Annotated in this window: 18 protein-coding genes; 10 read left to right on the top strand and 8 right to left on the bottom strand. The window is 45.0% G+C overall.

Annotation, left to right across the window (positions count from 1 at the left end; genetic code table 11):
* Positions 1–137 precede the first annotated feature (137 nt).
* Genes BEL04_RS07860 through BEL04_RS07850 form a run of 3 tightly spaced genes read left to right on the top strand, consistent with a single transcriptional unit; the run spans position 138 to position 3590 of the window.
* On the top strand, positions 138–1172 hold the full coding sequence (locus BEL04_RS07860) for a cyclopropane-fatty-acyl-phospholipid synthase family protein (protein ID WP_066002040.1): 1035 nt from the start codon (positions 138–140) through the stop codon (positions 1170–1172).
* On the top strand, positions 1169–2302 hold the full coding sequence (locus tag BEL04_RS07855) for an alpha/beta hydrolase (RefSeq protein WP_066002038.1): 1134 nt from the start codon (positions 1169–1171) through the stop codon (positions 2300–2302). Before BEL04_RS07860 ends, BEL04_RS07855 begins: the two co-directional genes overlap by 4 nt.
* Before the next feature lies 1 nt (position 2303).
* Positions 2304–3590 carry an NAD(P)/FAD-dependent oxidoreductase gene (locus BEL04_RS07850; RefSeq protein WP_066002036.1) on the top strand — a complete coding sequence of 429 codons (1287 nt, stop codon included), beginning with the start codon at positions 2304–2306 and terminating at the stop codon, positions 3588–3590.
* A 24-nt stretch (positions 3591–3614) separates the two neighbouring features.
* Here BEL04_RS07850 and BEL04_RS07845 read toward each other — a convergent pair whose 3' ends face one another.
* The 3 genes from BEL04_RS07845 to BEL04_RS07835 are packed head-to-tail and all read right to left on the bottom strand — an operon-like array spanning position 3615 to position 4953.
* On the bottom strand, positions 3615–4028 hold the full coding sequence (locus tag BEL04_RS07845; RefSeq protein ID WP_066002034.1) for a VOC family protein: 414 nt from the start codon (positions 4026–4028) through the stop codon (positions 3615–3617).
* 40 nt (positions 4029–4068) lie between these two features.
* Positions 4069–4524, bottom strand: a complete 456-nt coding sequence (locus tag BEL04_RS07840) for a helix-turn-helix transcriptional regulator (RefSeq protein WP_066002027.1) — start codon at positions 4522–4524, stop codon at positions 4069–4071.
* Positions 4525–4563: 39 nt separating this feature from the next.
* A complete protein-coding gene (locus tag BEL04_RS07835; RefSeq protein WP_066002026.1) occupies positions 4564–4953 on the bottom strand; it encodes a carboxymuconolactone decarboxylase family protein in 390 nt (129 codons plus the stop codon).
* A gap of 108 nt (positions 4954–5061) precedes the next feature.
* Here BEL04_RS07835 and BEL04_RS07830 point away from each other — a divergent pair, with 108 nt between their 5' ends.
* Both BEL04_RS07830 and BEL04_RS07825 read left to right on the top strand, forming a co-directional pair.
* Positions 5062–5403, top strand: coding sequence for a helix-turn-helix domain-containing protein (locus tag BEL04_RS07830; RefSeq protein WP_066003552.1), 342 nt, complete (start codon positions 5062–5064; stop codon positions 5401–5403).
* A 108-nt stretch (positions 5404–5511) separates the two neighbouring features.
* Positions 5512–6606, top strand: a complete 1095-nt coding sequence (locus tag BEL04_RS07825) for a hypothetical protein (RefSeq protein ID WP_066002025.1) — start codon at positions 5512–5514, stop codon at positions 6604–6606.
* Here BEL04_RS07825 and BEL04_RS07820 read toward each other — a convergent pair.
* Together BEL04_RS07820 and BEL04_RS07815 are read right to left on the bottom strand one after the other, a co-directional pair.
* Positions 6603–7025 carry a PepSY-like domain-containing protein gene (locus BEL04_RS07820; protein WP_066002024.1) on the bottom strand — a complete coding sequence of 141 codons (423 nt, stop codon included), beginning with the start codon at positions 7023–7025 and terminating at the stop codon, positions 6603–6605. The genes BEL04_RS07825 and BEL04_RS07820 overlap by 4 nt on opposite strands.
* 68 nt (positions 7026–7093) lie before the next feature.
* Positions 7094–8098 carry a hypothetical protein gene (locus tag BEL04_RS07815; RefSeq protein ID WP_066002022.1) on the bottom strand — a complete coding sequence of 335 codons (1005 nt, stop codon included), beginning with the start codon at positions 8096–8098 and terminating at the stop codon, positions 7094–7096.
* A gap of 120 nt (positions 8099–8218) precedes the next feature.
* Here BEL04_RS07815 and BEL04_RS07810 point away from each other — a divergent pair, with 120 nt between their 5' ends.
* Complete coding sequence (locus tag BEL04_RS07810) at positions 8219–9025, top strand: DUF1365 domain-containing protein (protein ID WP_066002017.1); 807 nt, start codon at positions 8219–8221, stop codon at positions 9023–9025.
* A gap of 66 nt (positions 9026–9091) precedes the next feature.
* Positions 9092–10333: a cyclopropane-fatty-acyl-phospholipid synthase family protein gene (locus tag BEL04_RS07805; protein WP_066002014.1), complete on the top strand. Its 1242-nt coding sequence runs from the start codon at positions 9092–9094 to the stop codon at positions 10331–10333.
* Here the strand turns inward: BEL04_RS07805 and BEL04_RS07800 are convergent.
* From BEL04_RS07800 to BEL04_RS07795, 3 genes are read right to left on the bottom strand one after another with little or no spacing between them, the layout of a single operon-like run.
* Positions 10330–10809, bottom strand: coding sequence for a nucleotidyltransferase (locus BEL04_RS07800; protein ID WP_066002011.1), 480 nt, complete (start codon positions 10807–10809; stop codon positions 10330–10332). The two genes, BEL04_RS07805 and BEL04_RS07800, sit on opposite strands and share 4 nt — an antisense overlap.
* 8 nt (positions 10810–10817) lie before the next feature.
* A complete protein-coding gene (locus BEL04_RS24200) occupies positions 10818–10982 on the bottom strand; it encodes a hypothetical protein (protein WP_175404019.1) in 165 nt (54 codons plus the stop codon).
* Between the two features lie 28 nt (positions 10983–11010).
* Positions 11011–12396 (bottom strand): MFS transporter, encoded by a 1386-nt coding sequence (locus BEL04_RS07795; protein WP_066002009.1) that lies wholly within the window; start codon positions 12394–12396, stop codon positions 11011–11013.
* Between the two features lie 264 nt (positions 12397–12660).
* Between BEL04_RS07795 and BEL04_RS07790 the strand changes: the two genes are divergently transcribed.
* The 3 genes from BEL04_RS07790 (at position 12661) to BEL04_RS07780 (ending at position 14838) form a co-directional block, all read left to right on the top strand.
* The gene (locus tag BEL04_RS07790; protein ID WP_066002007.1) at positions 12661–13170 is read left to right on the top strand and encodes a GNAT family N-acetyltransferase; all 510 of its coding nucleotides are present in this window, start codon (positions 12661–12663) and stop codon (positions 13168–13170) included.
* A gap of 72 nt (positions 13171–13242) precedes the next feature.
* Entirely contained in the window at positions 13243–14055 is an 813-nt protein-coding gene (locus BEL04_RS07785; RefSeq protein WP_066002006.1) for an ABC transporter permease, read from the top strand.
* A 6-nt stretch (positions 14056–14061) separates the two neighbouring features.
* Positions 14062–14838: an ABC transporter ATP-binding protein gene (locus BEL04_RS07780; protein ID WP_066002003.1), complete on the top strand. Its 777-nt coding sequence runs from the start codon at positions 14062–14064 to the stop codon at positions 14836–14838.
* Position 14839 lies beyond the last annotated feature (1 nt).

Raw genomic sequence — 14839 nt, 5'->3', positions numbered from 1 at the left:
GAGGGAACGCCAAATAAACAACTCCGATTGAGAATAATCTTCAAATATCAAATCCAATGCAACAGCAATATCGTTATATAGCCTACAAAAAACATTATCAGATGACAGGCGTATAATCCTCACGCTAATTTAAACCTATGTGGTACGATAGAATACTTGAACAGGATAAATTTCCCGATTTTTTGCTCCGGCAGGGTATCCGTAAACTGCTCCGGCAGCGTTTAGCCGATGAAAATAAAGGCGATGTCGAAGCACAACAGGCGCACCTGATGACTTTGATCGATCAGTTGAAAGCATCGCCAATAGCTGTAAATACAGCCGAAGCTAACGAACAACATTACGAAGTACCTACACAATTTTACAGGTACTGCCTGGGCAGGAATTTAAAATACAGTTGCGGGTACTGGAAACCCGGTGTTACCGACCTGGATACTTCGGAAGCCGATATGCTGGAGATTACCTGCCAGCGTGCGGAGCTGCAGAACGGGCAAAATGTGCTTGAGCTTGGCTGCGGCTGGGGATCCCTGTCGTTATTTATGTCGGCCAAATATCCCGGAAGCACCTTCACCGTGGTATCCAACTCGCGTACACAGAAGGAGTACATTGACGAACAGGCACAGCAGCGCGGTATCAAAAACCTGAAGGTGATTACCGCCGATATGAATACTTTTGCTATCGACGATCGGTTCGACCGCGTGGTATCCGTAGAAATGTTGGAGCATATGCGCAACTACCAGCTGCTGATGGCTAAGGTAGCCTCGTTTTTAAAACCCGACGGCAAGCTGTTTATCCATATATTTACGCATAAGGAGTATGCTTATTTGTTCGAAGTAAAAGATGAGACCGATTGGATGAGCAAATACTTTTTTACCGGGGGGATTATGCCCAGCGACGACCTGTTGTTTTATTTTAATGATGACCTGAAGGTAGAAAAGCACTGGCACGTTAACGGTACGCATTACGCCCGTACCAGCGAGGCCTGGTTAAAAAATATGGACGATCATAAAACCGAAATTATGCCTTTGTTTGAACATACCTACGGAAAGGAAAACGCTGTGAAATGGTGGGTATACTGGCGGTTGTTTTACCTGGCCTGCGCCGAATTATGGAACTATAACGAGGGCAATGAATGGATTGTGAGTCATTATTTATTTGGTAAAACTCACGCATGATCCGACTGATACTACTCATTTTCCTGTTCCTGGCTGCGTGGCTTACCGTGTTGCACGCGCCCCAATATCACCTATGGATACTGTCTATCTTGGTTACCGAGTTCTGCTGGGTATTTATTATCGCTACCATACTGGCGTTGATATTGGGTTATGGCGACCAAAGATACCATCACTTTGCAACAGTTATTGGCATTATAGCATTGTTGTTGTATTGCACGCCTATGATACGCGGATATGGCGTTGCCGCTAAACTGAATCCTGAGTTTGAGGCAGCTTTTGGAAAAGGCAGTGCCAGTCTAAAATCAGAGCCGGGTAAAAAACCACTCCGGTTTTTCAGGATGATAACCGGTATTAGTGCAAAGCAGATTGTGCCGGCGGTTTACACATACGACGAAACAAACAACTTAAAGCTCGACTATTACCCATCTCAGGTTGCCGGGAACAAGGGCTGTGTTATTGTGGTACATGGCGGCTCGTGGAGCAGCGGCAATAGCACCGAATTGCCCGAGCTAAATAGTTACCTGGCCAACAAAGGCTATAACGTAGCTGCGATAAATTACCGCCTTGCGCCCAAATATCAGTACCAGGCACCGGTTCAGGATGTGCATTCGGCAATCAGGTATCTGTGCAGGCATGCTGACAGCCTGCATATTGACACCAATAGTTTTGTTTTACTGGGGCGTTCGGCAGGCGGGCAGATAGCTTTGCTGGCCGCTTACACCCTGCACGATCCGGGAGTGAAGGGCGTGATCAGTTATTACGCGCCGGCGGATATGGTTTGGGGATACTCCATTCCGTCGAACCGCTGGATCATGGATTCGCGCAAGGTAATGGAAGATTATCTGGGCGGCAGTTATGGCCAGGTGCCCGGTAATTACGCAGCAAGTTCGCCGATACTGCATGTAGACAAGACATCGGTGCCAACCTTATTGATACACGGCCAGAACGATGTTTTGGTAGCTTACGAGCATAGCCGCCGCTTAAACATCAAACTTCAGGAAAATGGCATCAAACATTATTTGCTCACCCTGCCCTGGGCTGTGCATGGCTGCGATTACACCCTGAACGGGCCGTCCGGGCAACTGGCTACCTATACCGTCGAGCGATTTTTAAACCAGGTTATCCGTTAGTATGGAAAAGATAGCGATCATTGGTACCGGTATTGCCGGGATGGGCTGCGGCCATTTTTTAAACCAAACAGCCGACCTGACCTTTTACGAGCAAAACGATTATGTTGGCGGCCATACCAATACCGTTACGGTTGATGAACATGGCAAGCCAGTTTACATCGATACCGGTTTTATGGTATTTAACTACAAAACCTACCCCAACCTGGTTAAGCTGTTTAAGGAGATTGGGGCACCGGTAAAAAAAACCGATATGAGTTTTAGCGTACAGCATGTGCCAACAGGGCTGGAGTATAGCGGCAGCAGTGTAAACCACCTGTTTGCGCAGCGCAAAAACATCTTCAGTTTAAGCTATATTAAGATGTTGCTGGAGATAGGCAGGTTTAATAAAGAGAGTGTGAAGATCATGGACGATCCGCGGTATGCCAATTACTCGCTTGGAGAGTACATCAAAGAGTTTAAGTTTGGCGACGATATGCTGTGGAAATACCTGGTGCCTATGAGCAGCGCCGTATGGAGCACGCCGATGGAAAAAATGCTCGATTTCCCGGCGGTAACCCTGATCCGCTTTTTTTATAACCATGGTTTTTTGGGTCTGGATACCCAACACCAATGGTATACCCCGGTTAAAGGCAGCCAAAGCTACCGCGAACTGCTGATCGCACCTTTTCGGGATAAGATACACGTTAACCGCAAAGCAGTAAAAGTATCCCGCGAAAGCGGTAAAGCAGTTGTGCACGCAAGCGATGGCAGCTTTGAGGCTTATGATAAAGTCATCATCGCCACCCATGGCGACCAGGCCTTAGCTTTATTATACGAACCGACAGCCGACGAACAACGCCTGTTGAGCACCTTTAAATACCAATACAATAAAGCCACTCTCCATACCGACGAAAGCATGATGCCCAAAACAAAACTGGCCTGGGCCAGCTGGAACTATCGTATACAGGCCGAAGGTGGCCGGCTGGTGCCCAGTACGATTTACTGGATGAACAAACTGCAAGGTATGAGCGATAAAGTGAACTACTTCGTCTCCATCAACCCGCATAGTAATATCGATGAACGAAAGATCATCAAAGAAATTGATTATGAGCACCCGCTTTTTGATGTGGCAGCTATCCGTGCGCAGGATGAATTACAGAAGCTAAACCAAGATGGGCCGGTATATTATTGTGGCAGCTACTTTAAATACGGTTTTCATGAAGATGCCTTTACGAGTGCGGTGAAGCTATGCAGCCAGTTATTGGGTAGGCCGATGTACGATGATGCCATTTTGCCCGAACCGCTTTAGCTAATAGTCGGGCAAAAACATTTCTTATTTGGCTTTTTCGCCCAACGAGAACCAATTGCCTGAGTCATCTTTAAACAAAGCCTCAAAGCCATAAAACTCTTTGGTTGGAGCTTTGGTGAATACCACGCCTTTGGCTTTCAGTTCTTCGTAAGTGGCCAGCAGGTCGTTACATTCAAACACGCCGAAGCCGAAGGTGCCTTTGGCTACCAGGTCGCGCATGGCTGCGGCCGATTCCTTTTTGAACATCATGCCTTCGGCTATGGCCATCAGGCTTATCTCTAAATCGGGCTGCTCTGGCGGGGTAACAGTTAGCCAGCGCATGCCCGGGCCCATGCTCGCATCAGTGTGTACTTTAAAACCGAGTTTGTTTACATAAAAATCGTAAGCGCTGTCCTGATCCAGAACGAATACGCTGACGTGGTTAAGTTTCGTGATCATAATTTGTTGATTGTTTATGCAACAAAGATGAGGTGCCCGCTTAAACTTCAGTTATCGAAAATTGCGGTTCTTTGTTCCAGCCGTTGTTCTCCGCAAAACAATTCGGCACGAATTTTAGCGGCACACGTTTCATTTCGGCCTGGCGCTTTAGCTCGTTTTGCTGATATACCGATGGCGGGCATCCTACCAAACGTTTAAACAATGATGAAAAGGAGTGAATACTATCGAAGCCCACAGCATAGCAAGCCTTATTTACAGGCATTCCCTGGTTGAGCAATAGCCGGGCATGTTCAATACGCACCTGCATGAGGTACTGGTGCGGTGTTTTACCATAGGCTTGTTTAAACAGCCTGATGAAATGGAACTTGGAGAAATACGCCTCGCCCGAGATGTTGTTCAGGTCGATATTTTCGGGATGATGGTCATCAATAAACAGTTTGGCTTGTACAATGCGCCGGTACAGGTATATCTTCGGAAACTGTTCGTTTATCTCCATATTCAAATATCGTAAAATATTGTAAATGAAGATAGATGGTTATTCCGAATGGCTTTGAAACACCTCTTTAGCATGCGCAAGGGCATTGCTTACTGCAGCTCCGCCTGCATAAAAGGTCATCTGCAAAATCACCTCGACTACCTGTTGTTTGCTGGCGCCGAGTTTTAATGCGGCATCGATATGCGCTTTGAGTTGCGGTATGGCATGGCCCAGAGTTGTGCACGATGCGATAAGGAGGTATTCGCGGGTAAGCAGATCGAGCCCCGGCCTTGCCATAATGCCTTGTATAGCCCATTCAATAGTCATGTCGACAAAATCGGGGCAGACATCTTTCAGATTATTCACCAGTTGCTCGCCGGCCTGGCCGCCATGAAGATGGTTCAGAAGTTCGAGTCCCTTTTGATAGGTTTCTGTTTGCGTATTTTTCATAGTTTTGATAGTTTTCTGTTGCCAAAATTAGATGCTTGCTTTACTTTTATCAAGTAATTACCTTTTTGTCAGGTGCTGTCAAAAAGGTAACAATTGCTGATTTTCAATATGATTAAAACCGAAACGATCGAAAAAAAATATGATGAAGCTGCCGATTGTCCCATATCCGCGTCTATCGATGTGATAGGTGGCAAGTGGAAGCCTATTATTATCTGGCTATTGATGAATGAAACCCAAAGGTTTGGCGAATTGCACCGTTCCATCCCGGGTGTTGCTCTCAAAGTATTATCGCGCCATTTAAAGGAGCTCGAGGCTGACGGGATCATCATCCGGAAAGCTTATCCCGAAGTACCACCGCGGGTGGAGTATTCGCTGAGCGATAAAGGCAGGTCGCTCGATGCGATTATGAAACAACTGGCGCAGTGGAGCAGGGATAATATTGTGAAATAGGAACAGATCAACCCGGCCATAATAATCCTGATTCATCGCCGTTATGTAAACAACTCCTCCGGAAGGTGCTGGCAGAAAATCCCTGAGGTTGATAAAAACTGGTTGACGATGAAAAAAGGTTTACCCCGGATTGCCGGCCTGGCATTACTGGCCGCTTTAAATGCATGTAAAAAAAATAATAGTGACGTAAACCCTGTTTCGGCCTCACAAACCGTTGCCATTACACCGATAGCGACCTTGGGTTTGTACGAATACGCCTCCGGAACCAATAAGCGGATATTTTTACCTGTTACCAAAGTGGGCACCCAATCAGTTACATATTACACCATATTTGATACCGGGTCGACCGGTTTAACGCTCGATGCGAACGGTATCCTGCCTGCCTCGATGATCACGAGTTCGGGCATAACCGTTACGGGCGATTCGGTTGTGGTGAACGGTATTACGGTGACCAGCAAAACCTCGGTAATGAGCTACGGCGATCAAACCAGCCTTACTAAAGAATATGGCAACCTTGCTTACGCTACGATAACGCTTGGCGACCAAACAGGTAACATCACCACCAGGCGTATACCATTCTTTTTGTATTGGAAGATACAGAACGTAACCACCGGCGTAGTGGCCGTTGCGCATTCGGCCGATGTTTTTGGCGTTGGCCCGGGTACAAGCTACGCGTTTAGCGCAATTGCCAGTCCGCTGAGTTATTTTACCACCGCTACCGGCCAAACCAGCGGGTTTAAGCTGGCAACCTTAGGTACAACAGGGTTTACCAGCACAGGCACTTATGTTGGCGGCTTGCTGACTATCGGGCTCATCAACTCTGATTACTCATCAGGTTTTATCATGCACCCGCTTACCTACAATGCTACGGCCGGGTATTTATCCAACATCCCGGCAACTATCACTTACGGTTCGCAAAGCACTTCGGCACAGGTGTTGTTCGATACCGGCACACCATCAGTTACCATAATTGAGGATAAAACAGCAACCGTAGGGGCATTACCCGTCAATACCAAGGTTACCGTTACTACCAATAAGGGATTCGTTTATACTTATACCACATCAAGCACGGCGAATTTGACCTCGGTAGAAAACCCAAACATTACAGGCGATTACCGTACCATCTTCAGCCTCGACTTTTTTGTAACTAACGAATACCTGCTGGATTACACCAATCACCAGATCGGCCTGAAAAATAATTAACGGCTAAGGCATTTGCCATCCTGATCGAAGACAACCGTTTTGCCCGCACTTGTTTTGATGCGATAAGTTATTTTGCCTACTACGCTCACATTTTTGCGCGCCTCTGCTATTGCCGAATGGTAGTGGCTTTTAACATACCCGCTAACGGCTGCAGGCAGGAATTTAACGGGTGTAACGGTAGTTACACCTACAAATGCGCCGAATGTTGTAAATGTAGCAGTTGTAGGCCCGTCGGCCTTTGAAATCCACCTGGCGTCGTAGTTGCCGTCGTTCTTACTCCAAACCGTAGTTTTAGCATCCGGGTAACGGCGACTCAATTCTGACCGGACGGCTAAAGGCACGGAGGATGCCGGCATTTGCGCATATGCCGAAAGGGTAAGCGCAAAAACAAGGATGGCTAAAAACAGGCGTACTTTCATAGTAGGATAAGCATAAAAATGGCTTGTCAATTTTAGTGAAAAATCGGTATGATAAAAACACAAGTGTATTATTTATCTGCGGTCTGATATACAAATCCCGGCCTTTCCCCATCCTGATAAGTAAACAGTAAAGTACAGGCTTCATCAGGCAAAGCAGGGCGGACGGGTTGATGCAGGTTTAACGAGCAATCATGCCCGGTAAGTTTATCTTCATTATAAACAATGATCGAAGTGGTATATACCGGCCTTCCTTTTGCCTCGGGTTGATAATCAACAGCAGTTGCATCGAACAGCCAACCATTATGGTTTACAGATTGGGCAATTATCTTCTGGTAAGCTTCGATATTGAAATTATATAAATCGGCAACACGGGTTAGCGAGTCCCGGCCATTATCAATTGTTAACTGTACGCCGATATCCTGTGGTATATAAATAACCTTATCACCCAACTGCGATACCATGTTGAGCATAATATTAATTTGCGGCTCCTTCATCAGTGCATAGTTCATGGTTTCGCTTATTACGATATCAATGCGCTCGTCGGGCACCCGCCAGGTAATTGCGTCACAGAGTTCAAAACGTTTTACATAAGTGTCGAGTTCGAGATCCTTTAAAACTTTCCTGAGGGCATTGTAACTTACTTCATTGATCTCAAGTAGGGTAAACTGTAGTTGCGAAGACTTAAATTGCATCATTACAGGTAAAGCCAATGCTGCAAAGGGGCCGGTACCGGCATAAACCACATGCACAGGGCGGTTAGGCTCCTGTTTTAACCTGTCGACGACAGCTTTATATAACCCCCGGCAGAATCGCTGTACCCTGATTGGTTCTTTAATGCAAAAGCCGGCTTTTACAGCAGCTATTGCCCTGCCATGGCTGGTGATGATATCCTGTAAATGCTCGCTTTGGTTTTCTGTTATCCCGGTAAGGCCGAACATTAGTTCAGAATATTGCTTTACGGCCGGTGCCAGTCTTTCATGAAAATCACCTTCTGCAAGTATATCGGTACTAATGGCAGCCAGAGTTTTTTTAATCGTATATAGGTCCCCGGTTACTATAGTATCAAAATTCATTCTGCTGGTTATAGGAGCTTAAATATAGTGTTTGCAATTTAATATATCCTTTTGCTGGCATTACGAAACATCCTTATCAATAAAAAAAACGTAAATTCACTAAAGATACTCTGTAAAATAATGCAGCTAAATTCGTGTTTGTACCGGGCCAAAGTAATGCACAAGCGCCTGGCGCCAAAAGTGCACAGCTTTCATTACGAGGTATTTATGTTTTATCTCGACCTGGATGAACTCGACGTACTGCACAAACGAATGAAGCTGATGAGCCGTAACCGGTTCAACCTGTTCAACTTCCGCGACAGGGACCATTTGCAACTACCGGCTGGTAACCCCGATGCATCAAAAAACATCCGCCAGCATATTACCGATTATTTAAAAATACAAGGCATCGATATAGGCAGTGGTCGTATTATGCTGCTCACCAACCTTTGCACGCTGGGGTATCAGTTCAACCCGGTGTCGTTCTACTTTTGTTATAACGAGGCCAGTGAGCCGGTATCCTCGGTTGTGGAAGTATGCAATACCTTCCGCGAGATGAAACCGTATTTTTTAGGCGCCGAAACCAAAAACGGAGACAGTTTTAAGCTGAATACCGGGAAATATTTCTATGTATCGCCCTTTATAGATATGGATACCAGTTTTGATTTCGACCTGGACATCCCCGGCGAAAAGCTCCGGATCAGGATAGACGACCATGATCAAGCCGGCAATCGCTTTTTTATCAGCACCCTTAGTGGAACGAAAGTGATGCTGACAGATGCAAGGCTGTTGCAATATTTTATCAGCTTTCCGCTGATCACTTTAAAGGTGATGGGTATGATCCATTGGCAGGCATTCAGGTTGTGGCTCAAAAAAATGCCCTTTCATAAAAAGAACGAACAGATGGATCTACAACGGGAGGTATACAGGCCTTATCAATCCAAATAAGTATATTTAATAAATCTTCCGGGTGCTTTATCTCGTAGATAACCTAAATTAAATAACCTAAACAAGATGTCCGAAGCTATCACATTAGTTAAAAGAAGTGGATTTTACCAGGATATAGTTCTGAAGTTTTTAAGCAGGATGGAAAAAGGGGTTTTAAATCTTACCCTGCACGATGGAGAAACACTTTCAATAGGCGATGGCAGGGGCATATCGGCCAATATTACCGTTAAAGGCGAGGATTTTTACAAGCGGTGTATCCTGTATGGAGATATTGGTTTTGGTGAGGCTTATGTTGATGGCCTGTGGGATACGGATAGCATAACCGATGTGATCAAATGGGTTTTGCTGAATATCGAGAATGCGCCGGGTGTATCAGGCAGTAAAACACAGTCGATAGCGCTCAATATTTTAAAGGTATTTAACAAACTGTATCATTTCAGGCGCCCGAACACCCTGAAAGGATCGCGTAAAAACATTTCCGAACATTACGACCTCAATAACGATTTCTTCGCCAGTTTCCTTGATCCGAGCATGACTTACTCGAGCGCCTATTTTTATAAAGATGGCATAAGCCTTGAAGAAGCCCAATATGCCAAATACGAACGCCTGTGCAGGCAATTGCGGTTAAAACCTACCGATCATGTACTCGAGATTGGCAGCGGCTGGGGCGGCAATGCCATTTATATGGCTAAAAATTATGGTTGTAAAGTAACCTCGTTAACCATATCCGAAGAGCAATTGAAACTGGCCCGCGAGCGTGTGGTTGCAGCCGGACTGGAAGACAGGGTGGAGATATTGTTGAAAGATTACCGCGAACTGAAAGGCAATTACGATAAGATCGTATCTGTCGAGATGCTCGAGGCGGTAGGCGATCGATTTTTGGATACTTACTTCAGGCAGGTAAATAACCTGCTCAAAAAGGACGGGATTGTGGCTATACAGGTGATCACCAGTCCCGACTGCCGCTACGAAAGCCTGAAAAAGGGCGTCGACTGGATACAAAAATATATCTTCCCCGGTTCGTTGCTGCCATCGGTGGCCGCGATTAACAACGCCATCAACCGTACCGGCGATTTAACCATGGTCGACCTGAAAGACCTGGGCCTGCACTATGCCAAAACACTGAGGTTATGGTTCGAGCAGTTTAATGCCGAACTGGCTAAAGTGAAGAAATTAGGCTTCGACGATACTTTTGTACGAAAATGGAACTATTATCTGTGTTATTGCGAGGCTGCCTTTGCTATGCGCAATATTAATGTGATGCATTTGGTTTATACAAGGCCCAATAATTTGCAGTGGCAAGGTTAAATGCCATCGCGCAGTTTTTTTATTTGCTCCAATGCCAAAACATCTAATTGATCTTTCGGTCGATCAACAACTTTTTTATTCGCTATTAATTGGTTGATATGTAAAAATGGTATGCTCACACCTTCTATGTCCGCAATGGATGCCATCTGTAGACATTCTTCAAAAGTATAGTTCTCAAGGCCTTTCATTTCCGTTAAAATATCCAATACAAGGCCATTATTCAAACGAAATTCTGTCCATCCCGGAACAAACTGCATTCTTTCAATCATAGGATAATCGCCCATATCACAAGCCCGAAACGCTTTGCGTAAAGCTCGTCTGTTCTCTGATGAATCTTTAATCCAGATATTCAGGTCGCCGGTAAAACGCTGATAGCCATGGAGATTGATGGCATATCCACCAATCAGGATATATTTTACAGTATTGTCCTGAAGAGCTTTCCAGAAGTTAAGTATTTCCTGATCGAAAATATCCACAAATTAAATTATTTGCTGACAAAAGGTTTGTGTGCTATTGTGGCCTTATTCATGGTTTGTTGTATTTTATACAAGCGGGTAGCCATCTCAAAACGTTCCTTATAATTACGTTTCAATGCTTCTTTCAGCAGCGCTATTTCAGCTCTATTAAATGCTTGCTCAACGTTTTTCATGCCACTTCAAACTGAATGATACGCAAATTTAAACAATATTTTGCTCTCCCGCCTCAATAACTTTTGCTTGCTTTTTAGGCTTCGCTTCGCGAAAGCGGCTGAAGAACAGCATCGCCAGTATGCATAAAACAAAACCGCAGATACCGTTAAGGCGCAAACCTTTATCGTTGCCTATATCCCTGCCGTAAATGGTAAGGTACAAAAACAAAGCGCTGCCGATGGTTTGCCCGAGTTTAACGAAAAGATATTTGACCGCGAAGAACATACCCTCACGGTTTTCGCCGGTTTTTTTGGCGTCCTGCTCGGCAATTTCGGCTAAGATCGCATTGGGTAAAATACCCAGCGAAGCTAACGGAAAGGCGGCAAAGATGACCATGGCATAGATTTGCGCATGAGCCGAAAAAGGAAGCTTTCCTAAAAAGTATATCGTGACAAAAATAAGTGATAACAAGCCGAACGAAATAATCACCAGCGGTTTCTTCCCGAACCTGGCGGTAATGATGTTTACCAGTGGATAAAACATCACCGAAACTACTACCATCAGCCCAACAAGCGGCCCGCCTTCCGATTGATCCAGCTTTAATAATACCGTTACGAAATACAGCAACCCGCTGGTAATAATACTAAGTGCCATGTAGAATGAGAAGTCGGAGATCAGGTAATATTTAAAATTACGGTTTCTGAAGGTTTTTGTCAGCGTTTCTATCAACGGCAGGTGCGATGGTTTACTGTCGGAGTATTTTTTCTCGTCGATGGCCAGCACTGGTATCAGCATGATCAGGCCGCTAAAAATACACAGTCCCCAGATAGTATACTGCAAAGCGTGGTTGCGGCTCGTGATGTGAAATACTTCTTGCACCACGTTGGCAAAATTATTCACCATGGCCGAAAATACCATCCCCAGCACATATCCAACCTGTTGGTAGGATGAAAGTCTGACTTTCTCTTCGCCTGTTTCTGTAAGTTCGGCCAATAAAGCATAATAGGGTATTACATAGGCCGTCGCCATCACATAATAGCCTATCAGGGTAAATGTTAGCAAATAAGCGTTGTTTACCGTTTCCGAAAGGGCGAGCGGGCAAAAAACAAGGCAGCAAAAAATCACGGTAGGCAATGCTGCCCATTTCATAAAGGGCAGGCGGCGGCCCCTGGGGTTATTGCTCTTATCACTCATCAGGGCAATAAGCGGATCGGTAATGATATCGAACACCCGCCCTGAAGCTTGTACCAGCGCCATGATGTTTACTAAGCCGAATACCATTAGTTGCGGCACCAGCGATACCAGGCCCGATTTTGACGTTGGCAGATAAAAATAAGGCACCATTACAACAACAATATTCCACATAATGGCCCAACCCATCATCCCCGCAGCATAGGCAACTTGTTTATTAAAAGGCAGTTTGGCTACAGGCATGGTGCAATATGCGTTATTAATATTGTCCCGGTAACATTATGTTAAATTTTTAACCGGTATTTTACATCAAATTACGAAAAAAAGCGGGAGTTAAGTACACAGTGAAAACAACATTTTTATACACATTAATGCCATAATGTTTACATCTTGTTATTGCAACATGTTAACTGAAAGTAATTTGTTACGATAAACCTGAAGCTTTTCGTGTGCTATTGTGAAAAAAGTTAATCAAACGATTAACTTTGCGGCGTTTTTAGTTTTAAGATGATAGGGATAAAAAGAGCAACGGTTACTGATGTGCCTGCGCTTGTTAAATTGATCAACAGATCGTACCGTGGCGACGCTGCAGCAAAAGGCTGGACCACCGAATCACATCTGCTGGATGGTATACGGATAGATGCGGAAACCCTTACCGGGTATATACAAGACAAGGATACCATAATTTTAAAGTGCATTAATAATAATGAGTTGCAGGGTAGTGTTTATATAAACAAAAAGGATAGCGATATTTATTTCGGGATGCTGACCGTCGATCCCGACAGGCAAAATACGGGGATAGGCAAGCTGCTGCTTAAACATGTTGAATGGTTTGCACGCGAACAGAACTGCAACCGCATTTATATGACGGTAATAACCATTCGCGAAGAACTGATTGCCTGGTACGAAAGGCATGGTTTCAAAAAAACGGGCGAGGTAAATCCATTTCCTGAAGATACCCGTTTCGGCATACAAAAGCAGCCTTTGGAGCTACTGGTGATGGAAAAATATATTTAAACCTCAATATAGCGAAATAAAACAACATGCCCGTTTTTTTGTACTGTAAGCATGCTGTTCAAACAAAATTAAATGGCCGATAAAAACCTTACACAAGTAAAAGTGATTCGTAAACCTGGTTTTGCTCTTACGCGGTGGTTAACCAGCGTTTTTATCGATTTCTATAAGGTTTTTAAATTCATTGGCCGGTTTTTTAAGGAGGTGTTATTTCCACCTTACGAGTTTAAAGAGGTAGTGCGGCAATGTTTCGAGGTAGGGGTACGGTCGCTTACCATCATTTCGGTTACCGGTTTTATTGTCGGGCTTATTTTTACCAAGCAATCCAGGCCATCGCTGTCGGAGTTCGGTGCAACCTCATGGCTGCCATCGCTGATTTCGATAGCCATTATGAGGGCACTGGCGCCATTAATTACGGCGATAATTGCAGCGGGTAAGGTGGGATCGAGCATCGGCGCCGAATTGGGCTCAATGCGTGTAACCGAGCAGATCGACGCGATGGAAGTATCGGGTACCAAGCCTTTTAAATACCTGGTAACCACCCGTGTGCTGGCTACTACTTTAACTATACCCATACTGGCTATGTACGCAGGTTTTATAGCATTGATGGGAGGTTATGTTAATGTTGCACAAAACGAAGGTACCAGTTACACCACTTTTATGCAGCAGGTGTTTGAGCCCCTGTCGTTTGTCGATTTTACCTCGTCGCTGGTTAAATCCATCGTGTTTGGTTTCACTATCGGGATGGTAGGCTGTTACCAGGGGTATAACTCAAGCAAAGGTACCGAGGGGGTAGGTAAAGCAGCTAACATGGCAGTAGTTACTGCTATGTTCTTAGTGTTTATTGAAGAGGTTATCATCGTTCAGATATTTGGTTGGTTCAGATAAACAGGTATGATCAAAAAAGCTAAAGCCAGTATCGACTATAAAGAGGCGGTGATCACCATCAAAGCCCTGAAGAAATCGTTTGACGATAACGCCGTATTGCGAGGCGCCGACCTGGAACTGTACAAAGGCGAAAACCTGGTGGTACTCGGCCGTTCAGGTACCGGTAAATCTGTTTTGATCAAGATCATATCAGGCCTCATTAAACCCGACGCCGGTAAGGTTGTTCTGTTTGGCGAAGAGATGAATTACGCCAATGAAAAACAATTGCAATATATGCGTACCCGTATCGGTTTTTCTTTTCAGAACAGTGCCCTGTACGATAGCATGACCGTGCGCAAGAACCTCGAGTTCCCGCTGGTGCGCAATAAAAAGAAACTGACCCGCCGCGAAATAGACGAAGCTGTTGAAACCGTATTGGAAGCGGTAGGATTGGAGCAGGCCATCAACCAGATGCCTTCCGAGTTATCGGGAGGGCAGCGCAAACGTATAGGTATTGCACGTACCTTAATCCTTAACCCTGAAGTGATGTTATACGATGAGCCTACTGCCGGCCTCGACCCGATAACTTGTACCGAGATCAATAAGCTCATCAACGAGGTGCAGCAGCGATATAAAACATCGTCTATCATCATCACTCACGATTTAACCTGTGCCAAAGAAACGGGCGACCGTATGGCCATACTGCTCGATGGCAAGTTTGAGCGGCAGGGCAGTTTTGACGAAGTTTTTGATACGACCGACAACAGAGTAAAACCATTTTTCGATTATAATTTTATCAGATAAG

It is taken from the genome of Mucilaginibacter sp. PPCGB 2223 (assembly GCF_001705515.1).
Taxonomy (GTDB): domain Bacteria; phylum Bacteroidota; class Bacteroidia; order Sphingobacteriales; family Sphingobacteriaceae; genus Mucilaginibacter.
Note: the sequence above shows the minus strand (reverse complement) of the source record. Positions and strands in the feature narration are given on the sequence as shown.